We start from the raw sequence: 20,516 nt of genomic DNA on the forward strand, positions 1-20,516 counted from the left end.
TGATAATACACAAGGACAGATATTCCCATACCTGCCCCTTTTAATAATATACTTCTTTTAAAAACAGGCCCTTTGCCGGAGCTGTAAAACCTGCTTTCTCTCTTCTGCCGGTTTCAAGTGCACTGTATATGTCTTCCATTGAAAGCTTACCCGTACCGGCATCAAGCAAAGTTCCTGTCAGAATCCGCACCATATGATATAAAAATCCATTTCCGCGATACTCAATCCGAACTTCGCCGCCTTGTCCGGCTATCATTATATCATAAATTGTCCGTCTTGTGGACTTTTCCTCTTTTTTATCTGTAAATGCCCCAAAATCATGTGTCCCTGTCAGAATTTCCGCCGCTTTTTTCATGCTGGTCTGGTCCAGGTACTTTGGGTAATGAAACGAATACCGCCGCCCAAACACCCCTTGCTTCTCTTTCGTATCAATATGATACTCATAACACTTGCCGGAAGCGCTGTAACGTGCGTGAAACCCATTTTTCATAAGTTCTGTGCGAAGGATCCGAATATCTTCGGGGAGCTTAAGATTGAGAGACTCCTGAAACTTTGTTTCTGAGACCTTGCCGCTTAAACAGATGGATGCCGTCTGTCCTTTTGCATGTACGCCTGCGTCCGTACGTCCGGAGCCGTTTACTTCCACCGGATAGCCCGCTGTTTTTTCTATTGCTTTTTCCAGTATTCCCTGAATTGTATTATCGGTACTTGGCTGCTTCTGCCACCCCTGATACCGGGTGCCGTCATAGCTTACCGTCAGTTTATAGGTTCTCATACTCGGTCACTTTCCTGTCTTTTAAGAATAACACCCGACTGCAGAGCATACTTATTACATCCAAATCATGGGAAACAAACAGATACGCTATCCGTTCTTTTTCCTGCAGCTCTCTTAACAGCCGGATCATCTGTGCCTGTACAGTCACATCCAATGCAGAAAGCGGCTCATCGGCAAGGATAAGCTTTGTCCCCGTAAGCAGTGCAAGAGCAATACTGATGCGTTGTCTCTGCCCTCCACTCAATTCTCTTGGATATTTATCATAAAATTCCTCTGGAAGATGCACCTTGCTTAACATTTCTTCTACTGCCTCACGTCGTTGTGTCTTTGTATATTTCCTTTCCAGCTTCAATGGTTCTTCCAGAATCCAGCCCACTTTTTTTCTTGGATTGAGCGATTTATAGGGATCTTGAAAAATCATCTGCGGACGTTTTGTATAATGCAGAATCTCGCCGTCATACTCCTTTAAAAGTCCAAGCGCACATTTACACAGCGTCGATTTTCCACTCCCACTCTCTCCTGCCAGACCTACAATTTCACCCTCGTAAACTGAAAAGGAGATATCCTCTAAGACTTGCTTTTTCTTCCGTCCCTCCCGATAATAAGCATTCACGTGTTTTAACTCCATGACCTTATTCTCCATGAACTCCACCTGCCTTTTCTTTAAACAGCCCATAATAGGCACTGTTCGTCTGCCTTGGAGGAATCGCCTCAACCAGTTCTTTTGTATACCTTGTTTTTGGACTGGCAAAAAGACCTTCCGCCGTCCCCTCTTCCAAAATCTCGCCGTCTTTCATAACAAGCACTCGGCTGCACAATTCCTTGACTACCCGCAAATTATGGGAAATAAATAAAATTCCCATTCCATACTTTCTGTTCAGCTTCTTTAAGAGCTTTAAAATTTCTTCCTGTGTATATACGTCCAGGGCTGTCGTCGGTTCGTCTGCAATCAGAAGCTTTGGACGGCATATCACTGCCGCCGCGATCATTACCCTCTGACGCATTCCTCCGGAAAGTTCATGCGGATATTTCTTGTAAACTGTCTCCACATTCTCCAATTCTACGTCTTTTAACGCCTCCAGTGCTTTCTCTTTTCTCTCCTTGCGCGTCATTTTTTCATGTAACAGGAGCGCCTCTTCCACCTGCCTTCCAATCTGCATTGTCGGATTAAGCGCTGTCATTGGCTCCTGAAAAATCATACTGATTTCCTTTCCCTGGAGCTTGCGCATTTGCTGTCCTGTCATAGAAAGCAGTTCCTTTTCTTCTATCTCTATCCTCCCGCTTTCTAAAACCGCGTTTTTCTTTAAAATTCCTGCGATTGCCAGGGCTGTCATCGTCTTTCCGGAACCGGATTCTCCGACAATTCCCAGAATCTCCCCTTTCTCCATAGAAAATGAGATTCCCTTTACCGCCTGCTCCATGCTCCCCCTGTCGTCAAACCAGATAGACAGATTCTCTACTTTCAGCATTATCTTCCACCTCCAAATCTGTCCAGAATCCCTTCTCCTAACATTCCCACACCCAGAACCAGAAGCACCAGAAAAACACCTGGAAAAATTGCACACCATGGGCCTCCCGCCAGATAGGTCTGCGCCTCTGACAACATTCTCCCGAGACTTGCATCTGGAGGTTGTACGCCGATTCCCAGATAGCTCATCCCCGCTTCTGCCAGAACCGCATTATTAAATCCGATAGTAAGCGACGACAAAAGTGCCGGCAAAATATTGGGAAGTATATGCACAAATAAAATTCGCCAGGCAGGTACGCCAATCAATTTCGCACTGATGACATAATCCTCTTTTACGCACCGCATAAACTCTCCCCGTACAACCCTTGCAAAGCTGGGAATAAACGCGATTCCAAGCGCTGCCATCACCTTATATTTTCCAGGGCCTGAAATACTTATGATAACCAATGCCAGAAGAACACTTGGAAACGCTGCCAGTGCATCATTGATTCTCATAAGCCCTTCATCCAGCCAGCCGCCAAAATATCCGGTCAGTGCCCCGATTATAATTCCTGCTGTTCCTCCAATTACAATCGTCCCCGCCGCAACCACAAATGTACTGCCAGCTCCGGTCAACACGCGGCTTAATACATCCCGCCCAAACTGATCTGTTCCAAACAGGTGCGCAAAGGAAGGCCCCTGTAACTTCAAGGTACCTGCCATTGCTTCCGGATCATAGGGAGTCCAGAAGAATCCCAGCACAATCAATACCGCCATAACACCTGTCACCGCAGCTCCTGCTGTAAAATAAAAAGAATCTGGTTTCTTATGTTTTCTCATATTTCAATCCTCTTGTCTAATTTACGGTACAACAAATCTACTACGGCATTTGTCACCAGAATCACAATCGCAATCAGCACGATCACTGCCTCTACAACAGGATAGTCTCTTTTCGATATAGAAGAGATCAGGGTTCTTCCAAGTCCTGGGATCCCAAACACCTGCTCTATCACAATACTGTTGGCAATCACATCCGCTATCATTACACCTAAAAAAGTAATCACCGGCAAAAATCCGTTTTTAAATACATGGACAAACAGGACTCTCCACGGGCCATTCCCTCGGCTTTTGGCTGTACGCACATAATCTTGCCCTAATTGATCTAACATGGAGCTTCTTAACATCTTCATTGTCATTGCCGCCTTTGGGAGCGCAATGGCAAGAGACGGCAATAGTAAGTATCCTAAAAAGCCCGCCAGGTTTTCTGTATAGGAAATATAGCCTCCCGGTGTAAAAAAATGAAAGACCAACCCGAACAAAACGGTCAGAAGCATACCGATAAAAAAAGGCGGCACTGACATGAGCACCTGATTCAGTGCCAGAAAAATTCTGTCCAACATATGGTTTTCATAGTAAACACACAAAACTCCCAATGGAATAGACAATAGGACAATAAACAAAAATGACATCACCGTCATAGTGACTGTGATCGGGATTTTGTCCGCGATCAGTTCCTTAACTGGAATCTGATACGAATAGGATGTTCCCATATCACCTGATACGAAATTTTTTACCCATTCCCCATAACGGACTGTCAGGGGGCGGTTCAGCCCCATCTCGTCACGCAGCGCTTCCACCTTTGCTTCCGTCGCTTCTGTGCCCAGAATCGTCCGAGCCGGATCCCCTGGTATAATCTCAAATGCCAGGAAAGCAAGGATACTGACAATTAATAATGCGATTATAAGACCTGTTATTTTTTTTATAATAAACTTCATGCTTTCCTCCAAAGGCTTTCTGCTTTTGCAGTTTCCTACTCAACCATATAAATCGTAGACATGTCCTGCACATACAAAGGATAAAACTCATATCCATCATATTTGTCACTGACTGCCACTAAGTTTGCAAGATCCTGAATATATACATTTGCGGCTTTCTCTGCAAGAATTCCTTCCAGCTCTTTATATAATTCTGTCTGCTTTTCTTCATCCACTGTAGAGATTGCCTCTTTAAATATTTCGTCGTACTTCTCGTCTTTAAAATTGATAAAGTTTCCCTCTGCATCTGACACAAACCGTTCCAACATAGCTCGCGCGGACAGGTTAGAAGCATCCACTCCCACTACAGTAGACTGAAAATTGCGCCCTGCATAGACATCCTCCAGCCAGGCTTCCCACTCGATCGGTTTAATTGTCACGTTCACTCCGATATTTTTCAGCTCCTCTGCTATCACCTGCGCTGTATCTACATGCGGCTGATCCGCCGAGCTTACTGTGATTTCTAAATCAAATCCATCCGGATACCCTGCTTCTTTTAACAGTTCTTTCGCCTTCTCGTAGTCCTGCTCATAATAGTTTGTATAGGATTCATCAAAATATTTCTTCAATCCCGGATACATGCTTGTCCCTACACGCACCCCTTTTCCGTCTGCTATCATCGCCATAATCTCATCTGGATTGACAGCATAGCACAACGCCTGACGCACCTTCTCATTATTTAACGGCTCTGCGTCATTATTCAGGTACAATGCCTGTACCAGGTTCATTGTGCCTTCCTCAATATGAAATCCTTCTGTAAGCTCGGCTGCCTGTGCAGATGTCAGACGCATATACATATCAATTGAGCCACCCTTTAAATTCGTGACTACCATATCTGCGTCTGCCACAATCTTAAATTCGACTTCATCCAGATGTGCCTTCTCTCCCCAATAGCTCTCATTTTTCTTTAAAACAATATTTTCCTGCGGGGAACGGGACTCAAATACAAACGGCCCTGTGCCCACCGGAGCTGTCTCCAGTTCTTCGTAACCTTCAGGAATAATTGCGGTCGTCATATAGGCAAGAAATTCCGTATTCGGCTCTGTCAGACGTATCTCTATTGTTTTCTCATCCAGGATATTGACGCTCTCAATAATAGAATACGCCGATACAAACGGTTCTCCGTCTGACGTATCGGCGCATCTGTCAATTGAATATTTTACATCTTCTGCCGTAACGTCCTTCCCATTGTGGAACTTAACCCCATCACGCAAAGTAAAGGTATATACTTTTGCATCTTCTGAAATTTCATAACTGCTCGCTACGGCTTCTACTAAATTTCCATCCTTGTCTGGCTTCACCAGACCTTCATAAATGTTAAACAAAACCTCTTTTGTTCCTGCCGCAACTGCTTTGTGTGGGTCAAGACTGTCCAAATCCTGGGAAATACCAACACGGATACTTCCACCTTCGACCGGTTTTCCTGAAAGTTCATTTTCGGTTGCAGACGCTGTTTGATTCTTATCACCTGAACACCCGTTCAGTGCAACAGACAAAACAACTGTCAACACCAAAAGAATCGCTGTACCTCTTCTTTTCATGTCTGTCTCCTCCTTCAAATAACCTTCATTATTAAATTGTCGAACTCATTGTAAGGGATTTTTCTATATTTTGCAAGTGTTTCCTTTGCAAAAAGCAAAGGGATTGTGTATACTGAAGTCAGAATGTAAGTAACACCAGAAATAGCAAGAAAGGCAGGTTCTCATATGAAGTGTCCATATTGTGGTCATCCAGATACAAGAGTCATTGATTCCAGGCCGGCAGAAGATAAAAATTCTATCCGCAGGAGGCGTTCCTGCGATGAATGTGGCAAACGATTTACCACATATGAAAAGGTAGAGACGATTCCCTTGATTGTAATAAAAAAGGACAACAATCGGGAACAATATAACCGTTCCAAAATTGAGCATGGTATTTTAAGCGCGTGCTATAAGCGCCCTGTCTCAGCGGTTGAGATCCAGAAGACAATCGACTCCGTTGAACTGGAGATCTTCAACCGAGAAGAAAAAGAAATTCCAAGCAGCCTCATCGGAGAGATTGTAATGGATAAATTAAAAGCGCTGGATCCTGTCGCTTATGTAAGATTCGCTTCTGTTTACCGAGAATTCAAGGACGTCAATACCTTTATGGATGAGCTGAAAAAATTTCTTCAATAGAAAAAATGTACTCTGTTAAAAAAGTGAGAGAAAGCGGAATACATTGTTCCGCTTTCTCTCACCTTATGCTCTTTCTTGTATTTTGGACTGGATCCAGTCACAGATCTTGTCCGTATGCTTTACGGCAAGTTTTCTTTGTATTCCCCTGTTTTGCCATTTTGTCTTCAGATCTATATAAGCATAGTTAAAATGATTTTCTATAAATCCATGCAGAGCATCTCTTTCATAGCAGAATTCCACATATGTCCCCGCCTTTCTCAGCAATTTTCCATAGCTTTTTCCACCTTGATTCAGATTATCTCTGCCACATAACAGCAAATATGTATCCGGCATACCTTCCAGCATTTCTACTTTCATTAACTCTGGTGATACCATCGGTTTTTTTAAATTCTGCTCTTCCGTATAATAATAGGCAAATGTGTCCATAAGCTTTCCTTTTACAGAGAGACGGATCCTCTGTCTTTCTTTCGACTTCCTATAGACATCCATATATGGATAGTCCAGAATCTGACTTCCAATAGCATGTACACCACTTTGTTTGTCCATAAATGCAGCCCCTGCTGCCAGATTTGCCCCCGCACTGTGTCCCCATATAAGCACATGTCCCTGTTTCAGTCCATACTCCTTATATACGTGTTTCACACATGCAAAGACATCCTCCACACCTGTTGGATATTTATATTGCGGAGCTCTCCGGTAGTCACACGCAACAACCGGAATTTTCAAACGCTCATGGATATAGGCACATAAATCATCATCATCTCGGGCCGTATTATACATAAAACCACCGCCATGTACTTCTACAATCACATAGTCCCTGCGAGTACTCTTCTTATCATAATATAAGGCCTCAAAGCCGCACTCTCCTGGAAATGCTCTGACTTCCCCACGAAGCTTGCGCTGCCCTCTTTTTTGCATATACTCCTGGCTTTGAACGATCTGCTTCATCGTATAATACTTCATCACATTCTTCCTCTCCTGCCAATCTGCCGCGTAGTCTGCCGGACGATTATCTCTCCTTCGAAAATCTTTTTGGTTTTTTCTTTCGCGCCCTTTCTTATCTGTTCTATCAGCATTTCCGCTGCTATTTTCCCCATCTCTCTCGTAGGCTGGGCAATGGTAGTCAGAGCCGGACAAGTCAACTCTCCCAATGAAATATTGTCATACCCAATCACACTGATGTCTTCCGGCACATGTATCCCTGTATTGCACAGCGCAGTCACACAGCCAATCGCTAATAAATCTATCGCCGTCATAAGTGCATCCGGCCGTTCCCCTTTAAGAGACGCAAAATACGTTCCCGCCTGAATTCCTGCTTTCATATAATCCGTATTCTGTTCTGCAGGACACTGATAAACAAACTGAGGCAAATAGGGCAGGCCGCACTCTTTCAGCCCATCTTTAAACCCTTCAAAACGTGACTCTGTCGCCTGGATACTATCCATATTACGAATATATCCAATCTTTTTACAGCCTGTCTTTTTCAGAAAATGTACCCCTTGCATCGTAGATAAATATCCGTCCGTATATACGCAGGATACATTTTCTTTTTTCCCTATTACTTCATCCATGAAGATAATAGGAATCTCCTCTGAAATCTGCTTTAAATAACGCATCATAGCAGGCTTCACACCGTATGTATTATATATAATTCCATCTATATTGCGCTTCAGAAGTTCATTTACATATTCCTTTTCCGATATGGCGTTTCCTGTATTGCAGACCATTACCATATAGCCCTCACGCACAGCCATATCTTCTACTCCGTTGAACATCTCTCCATAAAACATATTCGTATATTCTGGCACGAGAAAAGCAATTGTTTTCGTCTGCCCTGTCCGAATTCCTTTTGCAAAATAACTCGGCGAATACTGAAGCTGGGCGATTGCATCTTCCACCGCCCTTTTTGTCTCCGGCTTCACTCTGGGATCCCCATTTATCACTCTGGAAACTGTTGATTTAGAGACATGTGCTATTTTAGCCACATCAAAAATCGTTGCCATGCCGTTCCTCCGTTTTATTTACTATGGCTCTATTATAGCAGTCCCGCCACTTTTAATGCAATATATTTTACAGTCTATCAAAAGCCATACGTCCTGCCATGACGGATTATAAATATAGTCTCCGGTAGACGAATAAACCAGGCTGTTCACTGCTTTTATATAGCTGCATATCTCTCCGTTTGTGGCATACCAAACGTCTGCTTTTCCTGACGCGTTTCTTAAAAATTGTTCTATCATTCCCCATTGTTCATATGCGTCAAACTCATAAGCATGCCCCCACAAATAAAACAACATTAATGCATTATAATCCTCATTGCTTACTGGCTGTAAAAATTTCTCCAGTAGTTCAAATACACATGTTTCTGTGTGATGACAGGTAGGATTCCATTCCAAGAAATCTTCAGGCAGGAAAAAGGAGCCTGTACTTTGTATCGTCCTGGCATATGTGATTCCACAATTTTTCGCAGCATCTTTTACTCTCTGATTGTATGTTCCAAATGGATATGCCATTCCTGTAACAGGCGTATGCGTTATTTCTTCTAATACCTTTCTGCAATGTGCTATTTCATATGCGGCCATACCCTCTGGAACTCTGGCAAGATCAGGATGGGTCATCGTATGTACGGCAATTTCTTGCCCTTCATATACACTGTGTATCTTTTCTTTTTCCCATTTATAATGACTGACGTCGATTCCTGGCTGTTTTAGCCAATCCCTATCTCCCATCAATCCTGCGTTTATATTGAATGTTCCTTTTACTTTATACTGATTCATTATGTCAATCAGTCTCTCATCCTGCGTTACGCCGTCATCATAACTCAATGTCAGCGCCTTTTTCTTTCCACCTGGAAATAATGGAATGTCCTGTCTCAACCTTAACATAAAATCTTTTTTCCTTTACCTGCCAAACTTTTTAATAAATATCTTTCCATTCATCAATATTGGAAGAATCGAATTTAAACGGAGGTCCAAGAATAACCTCTGTACCGCCATCTTCACATTTTGTAATTGTATAAGGACTATTTTCCATATCCCCAGCTTCAAAGGTCTCACCTTCGGCGCCGGTAATTTCACCTTTTACCAATGCAATAGACACATATGCGGATAATCTGCCTACATCTTCTGGATTCCACAGGAACATATAGGGACAGGAATGTTTATCGTCATCCCCAATATATTCTGACATTTCTGATGGAAGCCCCAGTCCTGTAAGTTTTACAGAAGATTTTTCATCCTGCAGTACCTTTGCCGCAGCACTGATGCCAACTGTCGTAGGAGAACAAATCACTTTCAAGTCAGGATATTTCTGAAGCAAAGCCTGCGTCTGATCTGTTGACTTTTGCGGCTCATCATCTCCATAAGCTACTTCTACCAGTTCCAGCTTTGCATACTTTTCATCTTTCATAATTTCTTCCATAGATGCGATCCATGCATTTTGATTCGCTGCCTGGCTGCTCGCTGATAAAATTGCAAACTGTCCTTCCCCTCCGGAAATATCTAATACGGCGTCTGCAAGGGCCTGTCCGATTTCTTCTGTTCCTGCTTGATTGACAAACGTCTGCCGCACGTCCGGCGCTACGTTAGAATCTAAAGAAGACACTTTAATCCCCGCATCCATCGCTTCTTCCAGAGCCGCTGACAGAGCATTCACATCATTACTTGCAATCGCAATAGAATCTACTTCTTGTGAAATCAAAGATTGAATGAGTGATACCTGTGCATCCGCTGTCGCTGCTTCGGGCGCTTTTACAATACATTCTCCCCCTTCAGCCTCGATCACTTTTTGGAAGCCTTCTGCTTCTTTCTCCGCATAGGGATTTCCTGCATTTCTTATAATAATCGCAAACTTTTTACCTGAGATGTCATCTACGGAAGTTGTCTCCTGGTCTGTTTTTGCATCATCTTCTTTCTCTGTGCTGCTTCCGCATCCACCTAATAAAACAGCTGCCATAGACAGAGAAAGAAGCCCTGCCACTAATCTTTTTTTCATACTTTTTCTCCTTTCTTAAGGTAACGTTCCCTCAAATTTTATTATATTTTTCATAATATATACTATTTTATATATTCTTTTTATGAGAACGTTCCCATTTATGATTCTGTTATATATTATCTGCATACTTTTTTCAAGTCTTTTTTTCTTACTTTTATATTTTTGACATTTTCACCAAATATGTTCTCACTTTTTTATACAATTTAACCGGTCTAAAATTTTTGCAAAAACTTCTCTTCTTGAATCTCCACAAGTATAATATCCGGCCCTATCTTTTTGATGCAGGAAAAAGGAATGACATACTCGCTGTCGGTTCCTAAAAAACCACAAATTTTTCCCGGCCCTGGAATGATAATTGCTTCTACGCAGCCATCACAGATATTCATCTCAATATCCACCACACACCCCAGTCTTTTACAATTACATATATTAATCACTTCTTTTTCCCTTAACTCACAGATTCTCATAGTACAGCATCTCCCCAGCCGGCAGCATATCCTTAATATTATTGTATGCTACCTTTTTTCATGTGGTTACTGTACATCTGATAAATTTCATACCGAATTTTTTATATTTCTTTTGTTTTCATTGTCTTTACATTGATTCCATTTACTTCAATATGATCATCTACGGCTATAACGAGACACTGTCTGCCGTCTATCACCCTGGTTTCAATCAGATCCGAGCGTTCTGGATTGACTTTGATAATTACATCCGGCGTCTCAATATTGAATTTCCTTGTTTCCGTGATATTTGCCGCCAGAAGCGATGCTTTCTCTCCCACATTCTCTTCAAAATTTCTTTCAAAATGTTCCATCTTTTCATTTGGAACTCCGCTTTTTTCAAAAATCTTCTTCACATCTGTTTTATCCAAGGTAAGTGGCTCTGGCTCTTCTTTGTGTTCCTCTATCATCTCATGCAGAGTCTCGTGAATGCTGCGTACAGTCTCATAGTCTCCGTCCTCCCCCAATGTGTCCTCGATAATCATCTGAAAGGTTTCTTTCTGTGTATCTGCAGACATAGGCATAGAGGCACCCAGAACATGCTCTATCATTTCTGGCTGTAAATCTTCTGATTTTTTCGTATAATACAGTACTCCATGAAGATCTGTGCTACGGTCTGTAAAAGCGGGGAACAAAAACCCTTTATCCGGCATATCCACGACCCAATCTCTAACTCTTTCTTCAATACGGTTGTCCTGCGCATTATAAGAAAGGCCCGCTTTCGAAAGGGACACCGGGCAAATACTACACATCAAATATTCATATACTTCGTCTGATGCATCGAACATCTCTATTCCATCTGAAGATTTTCCCGGTATGTCGTACATTGCATGAATCAGTATAATATAATAATTTTCTTCATATATGTAGCTTGCGATTACTTTATCATAAAACTCTTCTAAGAGCATATTATCTTCCAATTTGCTGTTCTTTAGCTTCAGCAAAAATTCCTGTGCCCCTCCTGGCATTTCCGCATCCAGGGGGAATGTCATATCCAACATATTTTTTCCCATTGTTCCAGACAATGTCTTTTTAAATATATCAAAATATTTAAAGGCTTCTTCTTCTGGAAGAGACAAAAACGCCTCCTTCGATTCCAGTTTTTTATTTTTTTCATGATCTACATAACATCCGCAGATTCTTGTAATAGCGCAGTTTGCCGGTGTAAATTGTTTACGGATTTCCAGTACTTCTTTTTTATTCATATTCGTTTCCTTCCTTCGTAGTCATACTATGTTTCTGCAGTCTTTTCTCCACCTGCATCAACCCTCTCTCATATTTTTCAATTTTTTTATCCAGCCTCTCCAGGGATGCCTGCATCTGTGCAATCCTTTCCTGAAGCTGATTCCTCTGTTCTATCAGAAGCTCTTTGCGCGCGTCGATGGTTGCATCCCCTTTCTGGAACAGGGCAACATACTCAATCAAAGCTTCAATCTGCACTCCTGCGGCCCGAAAACATTTCATCATTTCCACCCATCCTAAGGACACCTCATCATAGTCCCGAATCCCACTCTTATTTCGCGGAACCGGAGGAATCAGCCCGATTCTTTCATAGTACCTGAGTGTATCTGGTGATATATCATATTTTCTACTCACTTCCGCAATTGTCATCCTACTCTTCCTTTCTATCTCTGAACTCTATATCCATGCTTCCTGAACGAAATCCTTCCATATCTACTGTAATATAAGCAAATCCCAGCTTTTTTAGATATGTCACAATTTCTGTTCTTTTTTCCAACAGCGCTGACAGACCTGCCTGCTCTGTCTCGATTCTGACAAGACTGCCATGAACGCGCAGTCTTACCGTTTCAAGTCCCAGTGATTTCAAAAAATGTTCTCCTAGTTCTGCCTGCTCAATTTTTTCATATGTCAGCCTTGTTCCGTACGGAAAGCGTGTGGCAAGACAGGGCCCTGCAGGACGTGCTGCCACAGAGATTTCATACTCTTTTGCCAACTGTCTTACTTCTTTCTTCGTCATCCCACATTCTGCCAAAGGGCTTATAATTCCAAGCTCCTGTATCGCCCGTATTCCTGGTCTGTATACATGCAGGTCATCTTCATTGGTTCCCTCCAAAATCCTTCTGGCTCCTACTTCGGATGCTATCCCTGCAATTTTTTGAAACAAATACTTCTTACACAGATAGCACCGTTCTTTGGGGTTATTTGAAATCCCTGCTTCCTTCAATTCATCTGTAAAAATAATTTTATGTACGGCTTTCATTTCCTCTGCTACCCGCACCGCCGTCTCTAAATCCTCCGTCGGATGCAGTCTGGAATGTGCTGTGACAGCATAGACGGTCTGTCCTGTATCAGATGCAGCCTTACAGGCAAGCTTCAACAAAAGGCTGCTGTCCACGCCGCCGGAAAATGCAATAACTACGCTCTCCTGTGCGTACGCATACATTCGCTCATGCAAAATCTTGCATTTTTCACGATAGCTTTTCATTATATTCCCTCTCAATCAGCTGATACACTTCCTGATAAGATTTCCCATGCTCCCTGCTTAAAGCAACCACACTCTCGTATTCTGGATAAGCGCGGATATATTCTCCTGTATAACACATTTTTATTTTCGCCTTTCCAAGAGAAGTACGAATTGTCTGGATTTCCCTTTTGAGTACGGTACGTTCCATTTTCTGACGCCGGATACCGATCGTTGTCGTCTCCGCGAAAATAATCTCCTCCATGCATGAAACGGTATCTTCCGTACAGATAACATTCAACTGATATGCCGGTCTGTTTTTCTTCATAAACACCGGAATATAGTGTACATCCCTTGCTCCTGCCTCAAGCAGCCGTTCCATCACATAGCCGAGCGCTTCGCCTGTACAGTCATCAATGTTTGTCTCCAATTTATAAATTATGTCCTTTTCCTCTTCACAGTCCTCTTCCTCAATCAGCATAGCACGCAGTAAGCTGGGATGGGTATACTCTCTTTTTCCTGCTCCAATCCCTGTCTTTTTTACAATAAACCTGTCCGGCAGCTTTTCCGCCGTCCTTATAGCCGCCGCTATCGCTGCTCCGGTAGGGGTTACTAATTCCGCAGCCTGTTCCGTAATATGAAGAGGCAGGCTATATGCCTTTACTATCTCCATCACTGCCGGCACCGGTACTGCCATTCTTCCATGCTGGCAGTGAATAAATCCGGTTCCCTCATAGAGTACAGGAATGATCGTATCCTCGACCCCCAGGTTATCCAGGCAGACTGCCGCCGCCACAACGTCCACAATCGAATCGACTGCTCCCACTTCGTGGAAATGTACATGCTCTTTATCTGTCCCGTGCGCCTTCGCTTCTGCTTCGGCAAGGACATCAAAAATACGCTCTGCCCTTCTCCTTGCTCCTTCTGTCATTTCCGCCTGTTCTATAATTTCGAGTACATCCTTCAAACCTCTATGCACATGGGTATGCCCTTCCTGTTCATTTCCCGCATGTTTATGAGTATGAACTTTCTGTTCTCCATGTAGAAATCCCATATCATGGTCGTGGTTTTCATATTGTTCCTCCAAAAGCACCGCAAAGTCACAGGCGTCTATTCCTGCTTTCTTCACTCTGCGAATACAGACAGAGAACCCATCTACAGCAAGGCTGGACAGTGCTTTCTTCAAAACCTCTTCATCTGCGCCCAGATCCAAAAGCGCTGCTACTGTCATATCCCCGCTGATTCCTGCATAACATTCCAAATACAATTTTTGCTTCATCTTTTCACCCCCAGCCTGTTAATTTGCGTCGCGATATAGCCTGCTCCATATCCATTGTCAATGTTGACTACTGCAATTCCGTTTGCACAAGAATTAATCATCGTAAGAAGCGCCGAAAGTCCGTTTAAGTTCGCGCCATATCCCACCGAAGTCGGCACTGCAATTACCGGCTTGTCCACCAGTCCTCCCAGGACACTTGCAAGCGCTCCCTCCATGCCTGCTACAGCAACTACACAGTTGGCGCTCTGTATAATATCCAGCCTGGACATAAGACGGTGGATTCCACTGACACCCACATCATAAATCCGTTCTACATTGCTCCCAAAGTATTCTGCTGTCTGCGCCGCTTCCTCTGCCACCGGAATATCCGCCGTTCCTGCTGTACAGACCGCTATTTTCCCAATCCGTTTTTTTTCTTTTTTTTCTGATTTTAGGATGCGGGAAATCGCATCATACTCAATTTGAGGCAGCACCGTCCTTATCAGTTCATATTGTTCTTTCGAAGCGCGGGTTCCGAAAACCTCCCCCTCCTCCTCATATAATTTCTGATAAATATGCAGCAGGTGTTCATCTGCCTTTCCGCTGCAAAACACCACCTCCGCGAATCCGGATCGCAGCTTTCTGTGTACATCCAGCTTTGCATATCCCATCTCTTCAAAAGGCTCTCTGCGCAGATACTGTTCTGCTTCTTTTACTGACATTTCTCCTGTTTTTACCTGTTTTAAAATTTCACGTATTTCCATATGCCGTCCTTTCTTTTTTACTATACCACCTGAAGTAAACTCTAAGTCAACCTCTACGGACTCCATTTTCCACTCGCGGCAATAAAAATCGTCACACAAAAGCTTTCCTCATTGTACTGGATACTCATCGTCCCTTTATACCGTTCTACTGCGGCGCGTACGTTTTCCAGCCCATACCCGTGAGATTCCTTCTGTTCCTTCGTTGTAAGAAATTTTCCCTTTCTCTCCTTTGTTTCCCCGATTTTTGTATTTGTTATTTCATAACTGAAATATCCATTCTCTGTACACCTTGCTTTTACAGAAATTTTCCTTTTTTCCTTGTTTTCTATCTTTTGACATGCCTCAACCGCGTTATCTAAAGTATTTGCCAAAATGGTGCAGATGTCTAAGCTGTCCACAAATAAAAGTGAATCTATATCCACCTGGTATTGACAGTCAATGTCTAATCTTGCTGCTTCTTCATACTTCGTATTCAAAACCGCATTCACGACGCTGTCTTTACAGAAATTCCGTCCTTTCGTCTCAAACTGCCTGGACAGCTTCGCAAAGTATTCTTTTGCTTCTTCTGTTTTTCCTTCCTCTAAAAGTCCGGATACGACAAGAAAATGATTGTTCATATCGTGTTTGAATTTACGTAGTTTCAACTGGTTTTCTTCTAGTTGCCCGTAATAATCTCTCTGTAGTTTCAGATTTTTTCCTTCCATATCCGCACGGATACTCTTCGCCATATAAAATACAAGCCAGATACTGCCGATATTCGTAAGAATACATGCCGCCATCCCAATCCACACTTTATATGTCTGTGCCGGTGTATAATACACGAAACTTATAACTGCACAAAGAGACGCCAGGCACACCATGTCCAACAGATACCATGCTTTATTATATAACGTCCTTACAATCCCCTCTGCCCTGTTTTTTAAAATTTTCTGGAATCCATACCAAAATCCCAGCGGCAGCAGGTTCATTAAGTTGGAAAGAATGATATTCAGTGTTTCATTCCCTGCTGTAACAGGTGCAATCACCATGCTTCCTACCATATCTACGACCAGAAAATTCACTGCAATGATAATGGGAAAGAACATCAAAATAATAGAAATTCTGACGAGCATCTTCTCTCGGAATCCAAGAACCAGCATAAGAAAAAACAAGGGCAGATTGAGCGTAATGTTCACTGGATCCTGCGGAAAAATCACAATTGTACAAACCATTGAACCAAATATATAAGCGCTCAGCCTTAAGATTCTGTTCTCCCTCTGTTCTAAAAAACCGCCGATTACGCGGTAGAAAAAGTACCCTTCTATAAAATAAGAAATTGTACCGAATGTATTCCAAACTGTCTCTATCATACGAATCCTCTTGCACTTCTCTTTCTCGCTGATACATGCAAATTCATGCTCCTATTAAGCCTATCATATATAACGTTTATTTTGCAATACTTTACAAAATCTCTTCCAAACTTGACATTTCCCTGTATTTTTTTCTTCCCCTGTATTTTTTATAATAAACCTGACAAAACAAACAAGGAGGACTACTTATGCTTCAAGTCAATCATTTAAACAAAAGCTACCGGACAGGTAACAATATATATCCTGTATTAAAAGATGTTTCCTTCCATGTACAAAAAAAGGAATTTGTCGCTGTCATGGGGCCTTCCGGCAGTGGAAAAACTACACTTTTAAATTGTATTTCCTGCTTTATCCCGCATGATGACGGACAGATTCTGCTGCATGGAAAGGATTTGTCAGGACTGCGTGAGGAAACACTTGCTTCCATTCGAAATAAAAAACTAGGATTTGTTTTTCAAGATTTTATGTTGCTCGACGGGCTCACTGTATTTGAAAATATCTGTCTTCCGCAGATCATTGCGAAGCTGCCTGTCCCGCAGATGGAAGCAAAGGCACGCCATCTCTGCAGTTCTTTCGGTATAGAAAAAATCATGCAGAAATATCCCGCAGAAATATCTGGCGGAGAAAAGCAACGTACCGCTGTGGCAAGAGCTCTTATGAATCAGCCTTATATCATTCTTGCTGACGAGCCTACCGGAAATCTGGACAGCAAGTCCTGCCGCGCAGTAATCGATGCTTTCTTACAGGCGAAAGAAGAGATGGATGCAACTATCTTTATGGTAACCCATGACAGTTATGCCGCATCTTTCTGTGATCGGGTCATTGTCTTAAAGGACGGACAGGTATACAAAGAACTGCGCCGTACTTCTTCCCGTCAGGAATTTATGGACGAATTATTGAATGTATTGAAACTACTCGGAGGTGACAATGAAGATGACCTTGCATAAATTATTTTCCAAACTTCGCAGGCAAAACAAAGGACAATATCTCATGCTTGGTTTTTGTATTTTTCTGTCCGTACTTCTTCTTACTGCTTTTGCTTTGATGTATTTCGGCCCAACTGTCCAGGATTTCCTCCCAGAAGGCGGAGATACAAGAAAACTTGCTGTACTTCTAATTGGTGTTACAGCGGTAGGCTGTACTATTTTTACCTTATATGCATCCAGTCTGTTTTTCCGCTTTAAAAGCCGAGAATACGGGATATTCCTCGCTCTTGGCACTTCCAAAAAACAGTTGAATCCTATTTTGTTTAGAGAGCTGGGATATATCACTGTTTTTTCAGCTATCATGGGGCTTGTACTCGCAATACCCGCCTCTTATTTCATCTGGAAGCTCTTTGAATTTTTCATTGTATCCACAGAGGAAATGCACTACCAGTTTGGTTTCCAGGGATTTTTATTCGGTATCTTCTTTTCTTTGATTTTGGCGCTGCTTCTATTTTTCTATGGAGCCCGCTTTGTCAAAAAAAGTAATATCATGGACATTTTGCGAACACAGCACAAAACAGAGTTGGTAAAATTGATTCCGTCCTGGACAGGGAAGCTTGGTATTTTTCTTACCGCTGCCGGGCTTTTTACTGCCATGGTAATTCCCTTCTTTTCTGCTCGTGTGTGGAATCAGAAAATGCCTGCTTTTTTCAATGTTTTTTATCTCTTTGCGCTTATCGGTATCTATCTTTTGATGCTTAGCATTGTCGCGCAGGGCAAAGCAGGACGCCGGAAAGAAAAATACTACAAAAATCTGGTCTTTATCAGTATGATGCGATTTAAAGCCAAATCAACAACCCGGAATATGTGTGTCATCACCTTGCTTTTATTCACCAGCCTGTTTGCTGCTTTTTACGGTATGCTATACAGTGATACAAGCTCCTTAAAAAATTTAAGCAACCAGAGGGCTTTTACTTTACATTTTCCAGCCAGAGAAAACCAGGTTTCTTCTGACGATATACGTATGCTCGCCGACAAATATCAAATGGATTTACAACATTTTTCCAAAGCAGAGGTGTCCAATCTGGTTATCTCATGGAAACACCGCGATTTGTCGGATAATGGGGAATATTTTATGGAAGATACACCTAATGGTAAGCTTGCTTTGTTCTTCCCTGCATCTTTGTACGAAGAGATTACAGGACAAACCATTGACGTCCCGAAAGGAAATTACAAGGTGATAGTTTCTGGGAACAGTTCGTCTTTCTGGGAACCGGAGGACGGACTTTACGCAGCCTTCAATCCCAGCACAGAAACCTCGTATTCTCTTCAATACGCAGGTACTTTGGAGTTTGATTCGCTGGCAAATATTTCTTCTCCATATACGTATGTCATTTCGGATGAAGATTATTCTATAATGACCGCTTCTCTCGACCGCACATATAAGGAAACACTCTATACTTTTGATGTGGCCGATTATGAAGCCTCCTATCCCTTTGCAGAGGCTTTGGCGAAAGAATATATCTCTCATGCGACAGAGTTGTCAGATTATATGGGGCTTTACGATTTCTGGGAAGACAAGACGGCTTCTGAAAACAATGAAGAATACGGTTATGCAGGAAAGGGCAACATACCAGAGCCAGATCGCCTTATGATGGCAGATTGGAAATATGCTCCGTCTTTCAACATACTGACTCAGCAAGATTTCTTACAGGGAATCTCGGTCTATGTCATGCTCTGTCTGTATATTTTTATCATCGCTCTGTCCGCTGTAACAATCATCGCATATGTAAGAAGTATTTCCGCTGCGGAAGATAATAAAGAGTTGTTCCAAAATCTGGAAAAGCTCGGTGGTTCCAAAAACTACCGTAAAAATATTTTGAGAAAACAGCTCGCCCGGCTCTTCCAATATCCGATTGCCGCCGGTTGCCTGCTTGCTATCTTCTATGCCCTTCTTATGTCTATTACCAACGATGGGCAGATCGCTGCAAGTGAAATATATAATCTTCTGCGCCTGGCTGCACTTTCACTTTTTTTAGCCGCTTTTCTCTATCTTATCTACAGAAAAGCTTTGAAAAAAGCATGCAAAATAGTCAAAATTAAACCATAGAAACAAAAGAAGCAAAATGTAATTTGCACATTCTCGTGCCAAAGCGCGGCTGTGTCAGCAGCCATTTTCCACTTGCGCACTGTGTGAGCTTCGACATCTTCTGTACATCCGTCCGGCTTACACAGTGCTGCCTTTTCTTAATCTGCTTTTTGTTTTATGATTCGGGTGTCAAAAGGTAACTTTTGCAAATGCTTCCGGCAATTTTCACAAAAAGATAACTTGCCAGACGACTTTATGCGCGATGGAGATGAAACTCAAAAATCACGGAAGCCTTTGCTGACGTGATTTTCGTATTAAGAGGTTCAGCGGAATGCTCCGCGCACCGGAGTCTGAAAAGTTACTTTTAGTGAAAATTAACAAGAGAATTTAAATAAGTTACCTTTTGACACCCGAATCATTTTACTCTATAAAGCCTAAAATCAGTTCCACTGTCTTATCTATTCCGCGTCTGGATACATTGACGCATAAATCATAATTCGAAGCCGCACCCCACTCCTGGTCTGTATTAAAATTATAGTATGATCGCCTCGCTTTATTCATCCGGCGAATTTTTTCTTTTGCAGCCTGCACAGCAATGTTTTCCCGTCTGCTGACTCTTTGTATCTGATCTGCTTCATCTGCGCAAATAAAGAGCTTTGTCAAATTTTCTTCTCTGCGAAGAAAATAGTCTGCACATCTTCCAACTATCACACAGCTTCCTCTTAAAGCTGCTTCCCTGACGGCATCCCTTTGCGCCTGCATGGCGATCGTTTCCACCGTACGCCCTGCCTGATAATTTACAAGCAACGGCATAGAACCAAGTACTAAAGAATGTAGAAATGAATTTGCTTCTTTTTCGTCTATGTTTTCCAGATATTCGGCAGACATACCGCTTGCCTTTGCCTCCATTGCCAAAAGTTCTTTGTCATAATATGTAATCCCTAACGCTTCTGCTATTCTTTTTCCTATTTCTCTCCCTCCGCTTCCAAACTGCCTGCCTATTGTAATAACCCTTTTCAT

General features: G+C 42.4%; 21 protein-coding genes. 3 read left to right on the forward strand and 18 right to left on the reverse strand.

Features of this window, described 5'->3' with window-relative positions:
- Window positions 1-40 precede the first annotated feature (40 nt).
- From truA to ACZ5C4_RS14220, 6 genes are read right to left on the reverse strand one after another with little or no spacing between them, the layout of a single operon-like run.
- Window positions 41-775: a tRNA pseudouridine(38-40) synthase TruA gene (truA, locus tag ACZ5C4_RS14195; RefSeq protein ID WP_464521582.1), complete on the reverse strand. Its 735-nt coding sequence runs from the start codon at window positions 773-775 to the stop codon at window positions 41-43.
- Complete coding sequence (locus ACZ5C4_RS14200; protein WP_464521583.1) at window positions 762-1,418, reverse strand: ABC transporter ATP-binding protein; 657 nt, start codon at window positions 1,416-1,418, stop codon at window positions 762-764. The genes truA and ACZ5C4_RS14200 overlap by 14 nt, the downstream gene beginning before the upstream one ends.
- Window positions 1,408-2,244: an ABC transporter ATP-binding protein gene (locus ACZ5C4_RS14205; protein WP_464521584.1), complete on the reverse strand. Its 837-nt coding sequence runs from the start codon at window positions 2,242-2,244 to the stop codon at window positions 1,408-1,410. Before ACZ5C4_RS14205 ends, ACZ5C4_RS14200 begins: the two co-directional genes overlap by 11 nt.
- A complete protein-coding gene (locus ACZ5C4_RS14210) occupies window positions 2,244-3,062 on the reverse strand; it encodes an ABC transporter permease (protein WP_464521585.1) in 819 nt (272 codons plus the stop codon). The genes ACZ5C4_RS14205 and ACZ5C4_RS14210 overlap by 1 nt, the downstream gene beginning before the upstream one ends.
- On the reverse strand, window positions 3,059-3,997 hold the full coding sequence (locus ACZ5C4_RS14215; protein WP_186876943.1) for an ABC transporter permease: 939 nt from the start codon (window positions 3,995-3,997) through the stop codon (window positions 3,059-3,061). Before ACZ5C4_RS14215 ends, ACZ5C4_RS14210 begins: the two co-directional genes overlap by 4 nt.
- 35 nt (window positions 3,998-4,032) lie before the next feature.
- Window positions 4,033-5,577 carry an ABC transporter substrate-binding protein gene (locus ACZ5C4_RS14220; RefSeq protein ID WP_464521586.1) on the reverse strand — a complete coding sequence of 515 codons (1,545 nt, stop codon included), beginning with the start codon at window positions 5,575-5,577 and terminating at the stop codon, window positions 4,033-4,035.
- Window positions 5,578-5,742: 165 nt separating this feature from the next.
- Between ACZ5C4_RS14220 and nrdR the strand changes: the two genes are divergently transcribed.
- Entirely contained in the window at window positions 5,743-6,192 is a 450-nt protein-coding gene (nrdR, locus tag ACZ5C4_RS14225) for a transcriptional regulator NrdR (RefSeq protein ID WP_186876945.1), read from the forward strand.
- 63 nt (window positions 6,193-6,255) lie between these two features.
- Here nrdR and ACZ5C4_RS14230 read toward each other — a convergent pair whose 3' ends face one another.
- The 11 genes from ACZ5C4_RS14230 to ACZ5C4_RS14280 all read right to left on the reverse strand — a co-directional run bounded on the left by ACZ5C4_RS14230 (window position 6,256) and on the right by ACZ5C4_RS14280 (window position 16,481).
- Window positions 6,256-7,155, reverse strand: coding sequence for an alpha/beta hydrolase (locus ACZ5C4_RS14230; RefSeq protein ID WP_464522355.1), 900 nt, complete (start codon window positions 7,153-7,155; stop codon window positions 6,256-6,258).
- On the reverse strand, window positions 7,155-8,195 hold the full coding sequence (locus ACZ5C4_RS14235) for a LacI family DNA-binding transcriptional regulator (protein ID WP_464521587.1): 1,041 nt from the start codon (window positions 8,193-8,195) through the stop codon (window positions 7,155-7,157). The genes ACZ5C4_RS14230 and ACZ5C4_RS14235 overlap by 1 nt, the downstream gene beginning before the upstream one ends.
- 21 nt (window positions 8,196-8,216) lie before the next feature.
- Window positions 8,217-9,077 carry a polysaccharide deacetylase family protein gene (locus ACZ5C4_RS14240; protein ID WP_464521588.1) on the reverse strand — a complete coding sequence of 287 codons (861 nt, stop codon included), beginning with the start codon at window positions 9,075-9,077 and terminating at the stop codon, window positions 8,217-8,219.
- A 31-nt stretch (window positions 9,078-9,108) separates the two neighbouring features.
- On the reverse strand, window positions 9,109-10,185 hold the full coding sequence (locus tag ACZ5C4_RS14245; protein ID WP_464521589.1) for a rhamnose ABC transporter substrate-binding protein: 1,077 nt from the start codon (window positions 10,183-10,185) through the stop codon (window positions 9,109-9,111).
- Between the two features lie 212 nt (window positions 10,186-10,397).
- Window positions 10,398-10,652, reverse strand: a complete 255-nt coding sequence (locus tag ACZ5C4_RS14250) for a PRC-barrel domain-containing protein (protein ID WP_186876950.1) — start codon at window positions 10,650-10,652, stop codon at window positions 10,398-10,400.
- Between the two features lie 101 nt (window positions 10,653-10,753).
- Window positions 10,754-11,893, reverse strand: a complete 1,140-nt coding sequence (locus ACZ5C4_RS14255; RefSeq protein WP_464521590.1) for a DUF4317 domain-containing protein — start codon at window positions 11,891-11,893, stop codon at window positions 10,754-10,756.
- On the reverse strand, window positions 11,886-12,299 hold the full coding sequence (locus tag ACZ5C4_RS14260) for a MerR family transcriptional regulator (protein ID WP_464521591.1): 414 nt from the start codon (window positions 12,297-12,299) through the stop codon (window positions 11,886-11,888). The genes ACZ5C4_RS14255 and ACZ5C4_RS14260 overlap by 8 nt, the downstream gene beginning before the upstream one ends.
- Before the next feature lies 1 nt (window position 12,300).
- A complete protein-coding gene (gene larE / locus ACZ5C4_RS14265; RefSeq protein WP_464521592.1) occupies window positions 12,301-13,134 on the reverse strand; it encodes an ATP-dependent sacrificial sulfur transferase LarE in 834 nt (277 codons plus the stop codon).
- Complete coding sequence (larC, locus tag ACZ5C4_RS14270; protein WP_464521593.1) at window positions 13,118-14,389, reverse strand: nickel pincer cofactor biosynthesis protein LarC; 1,272 nt, start codon at window positions 14,387-14,389, stop codon at window positions 13,118-13,120. The genes larE and larC overlap by 17 nt, the downstream gene beginning before the upstream one ends.
- The gene (gene larB / locus ACZ5C4_RS14275; protein WP_464521594.1) at window positions 14,386-15,132 is read right to left on the reverse strand and encodes a nickel pincer cofactor biosynthesis protein LarB; all 747 of its coding nucleotides are present in this window, start codon (window positions 15,130-15,132) and stop codon (window positions 14,386-14,388) included. The genes larC and larB overlap by 4 nt, the downstream gene beginning before the upstream one ends.
- A 53-nt stretch (window positions 15,133-15,185) precedes the next feature.
- Window positions 15,186-16,481 carry a sensor histidine kinase gene (locus tag ACZ5C4_RS14280; RefSeq protein ID WP_464521595.1) on the reverse strand — a complete coding sequence of 432 codons (1,296 nt, stop codon included), beginning with the start codon at window positions 16,479-16,481 and terminating at the stop codon, window positions 15,186-15,188.
- A gap of 188 nt (window positions 16,482-16,669) precedes the next feature.
- Here ACZ5C4_RS14280 and ACZ5C4_RS14285 point away from each other — a divergent pair, with 188 nt between their 5' ends.
- Both ACZ5C4_RS14285 and ACZ5C4_RS14290 read left to right on the forward strand, forming a co-directional pair.
- A complete protein-coding gene (locus ACZ5C4_RS14285; RefSeq protein ID WP_464521596.1) occupies window positions 16,670-17,428 on the forward strand; it encodes an ABC transporter ATP-binding protein in 759 nt (252 codons plus the stop codon).
- On the forward strand, window positions 17,409-19,517 hold the full coding sequence (locus tag ACZ5C4_RS14290; RefSeq protein ID WP_464521597.1) for an ABC transporter permease: 2,109 nt from the start codon (window positions 17,409-17,411) through the stop codon (window positions 19,515-19,517). Before ACZ5C4_RS14285 ends, ACZ5C4_RS14290 begins: the two co-directional genes overlap by 20 nt.
- Window positions 19,518-19,916: 399 nt before the next feature.
- Here the strand turns inward: ACZ5C4_RS14290 and ACZ5C4_RS14295 are convergent, their stop codons facing one another.
- Entirely contained in the window at window positions 19,917-20,516 is a 600-nt protein-coding gene (locus tag ACZ5C4_RS14295) for a cytidylate kinase-like family protein (protein ID WP_464521598.1), read from the reverse strand.

The organism is Mediterraneibacter flintii, assembly GCF_055387595.1.

Coding starts and splice junctions, on each gene's coding strand:
- ACZ5C4_RS14210 (WP_464521585.1), bottom strand. CDS start 3,062: ATGAGAAAACATAAGAAACCAGATTCTTTTTATTTTACAGCAGGAGCT.
- ACZ5C4_RS14285 (WP_464521596.1), top strand. CDS start 16,670: ATGCTTCAAGTCAATCATTTAAACAAAAGCTACCGGACAGGTAACAAT.
- ACZ5C4_RS14220 (WP_464521586.1), bottom strand. CDS start 5,577: ATGAAAAGAAGAGGTACAGCGATTCTTTTGGTGTTGACAGTTGTTTTG.
- larB (WP_464521594.1), bottom strand. CDS start 15,132: ATGGAAATACGTGAAATTTTAAAACAGGTAAAAACAGGAGAAATGTCA.
- ACZ5C4_RS14260 (WP_464521591.1), bottom strand. CDS start 12,299: ATGACAATTGCGGAAGTGAGTAGAAAATATGATATATCACCAGATACA.
- ACZ5C4_RS14295 (WP_464521598.1), bottom strand. CDS start 20,516: ATGAAAAGGGTTATTACAATAGGCAGGCAGTTTGGAAGCGGAGGGAGA.
- ACZ5C4_RS14215 (WP_186876943.1), bottom strand. CDS start 3,997: ATGAAGTTTATTATAAAAAAAATAACAGGTCTTATAATCGCATTATTA.
- nrdR (WP_186876945.1), top strand. CDS start 5,743: ATGAAGTGTCCATATTGTGGTCATCCAGATACAAGAGTCATTGATTCC.
- ACZ5C4_RS14245 (WP_464521589.1), bottom strand. CDS start 10,185: ATGAAAAAAAGATTAGTGGCAGGGCTTCTTTCTCTGTCTATGGCAGCT.
- larE (WP_464521592.1), bottom strand. CDS start 13,134: ATGAAAAGCTATCGTGAAAAATGCAAGATTTTGCATGAGCGAATGTAT.
- truA (WP_464521582.1), bottom strand. CDS start 775: ATGAGAACCTATAAACTGACGGTAAGCTATGACGGCACCCGGTATCAG.
- ACZ5C4_RS14250 (WP_186876950.1), bottom strand. CDS start 10,652: ATGAGAATCTGTGAGTTAAGGGAAAAAGAAGTGATTAATATATGTAAT.
- larC (WP_464521593.1), bottom strand. CDS start 14,389: ATGAAGCAAAAATTGTATTTGGAATGTTATGCAGGAATCAGCGGGGAT.
- ACZ5C4_RS14200 (WP_464521583.1), bottom strand. CDS start 1,418: ATGGAGAATAAGGTCATGGAGTTAAAACACGTGAATGCTTATTATCGG.
- ACZ5C4_RS14205 (WP_464521584.1), bottom strand. CDS start 2,244: ATGCTGAAAGTAGAGAATCTGTCTATCTGGTTTGACGACAGGGGGAGC.
- ACZ5C4_RS14290 (WP_464521597.1), top strand. CDS start 17,409: ATGAAGATGACCTTGCATAAATTATTTTCCAAACTTCGCAGGCAAAAC.
- ACZ5C4_RS14240 (WP_464521588.1), bottom strand. CDS start 9,077: ATGTTAAGGTTGAGACAGGACATTCCATTATTTCCAGGTGGAAAGAAA.
- ACZ5C4_RS14255 (WP_464521590.1), bottom strand. CDS start 11,893: ATGAATAAAAAAGAAGTACTGGAAATCCGTAAACAATTTACACCGGCA.
- ACZ5C4_RS14230 (WP_464522355.1), bottom strand. CDS start 7,155: ATGAAGTATTATACGATGAAGCAGATCGTTCAAAGCCAGGAGTATATG.
- ACZ5C4_RS14235 (WP_464521587.1), bottom strand. CDS start 8,195: ATGGCAACGATTTTTGATGTGGCTAAAATAGCACATGTCTCTAAATCA.
- ACZ5C4_RS14280 (WP_464521595.1), bottom strand. CDS start 16,481: ATGATAGAGACAGTTTGGAATACATTCGGTACAATTTCTTATTTTATA.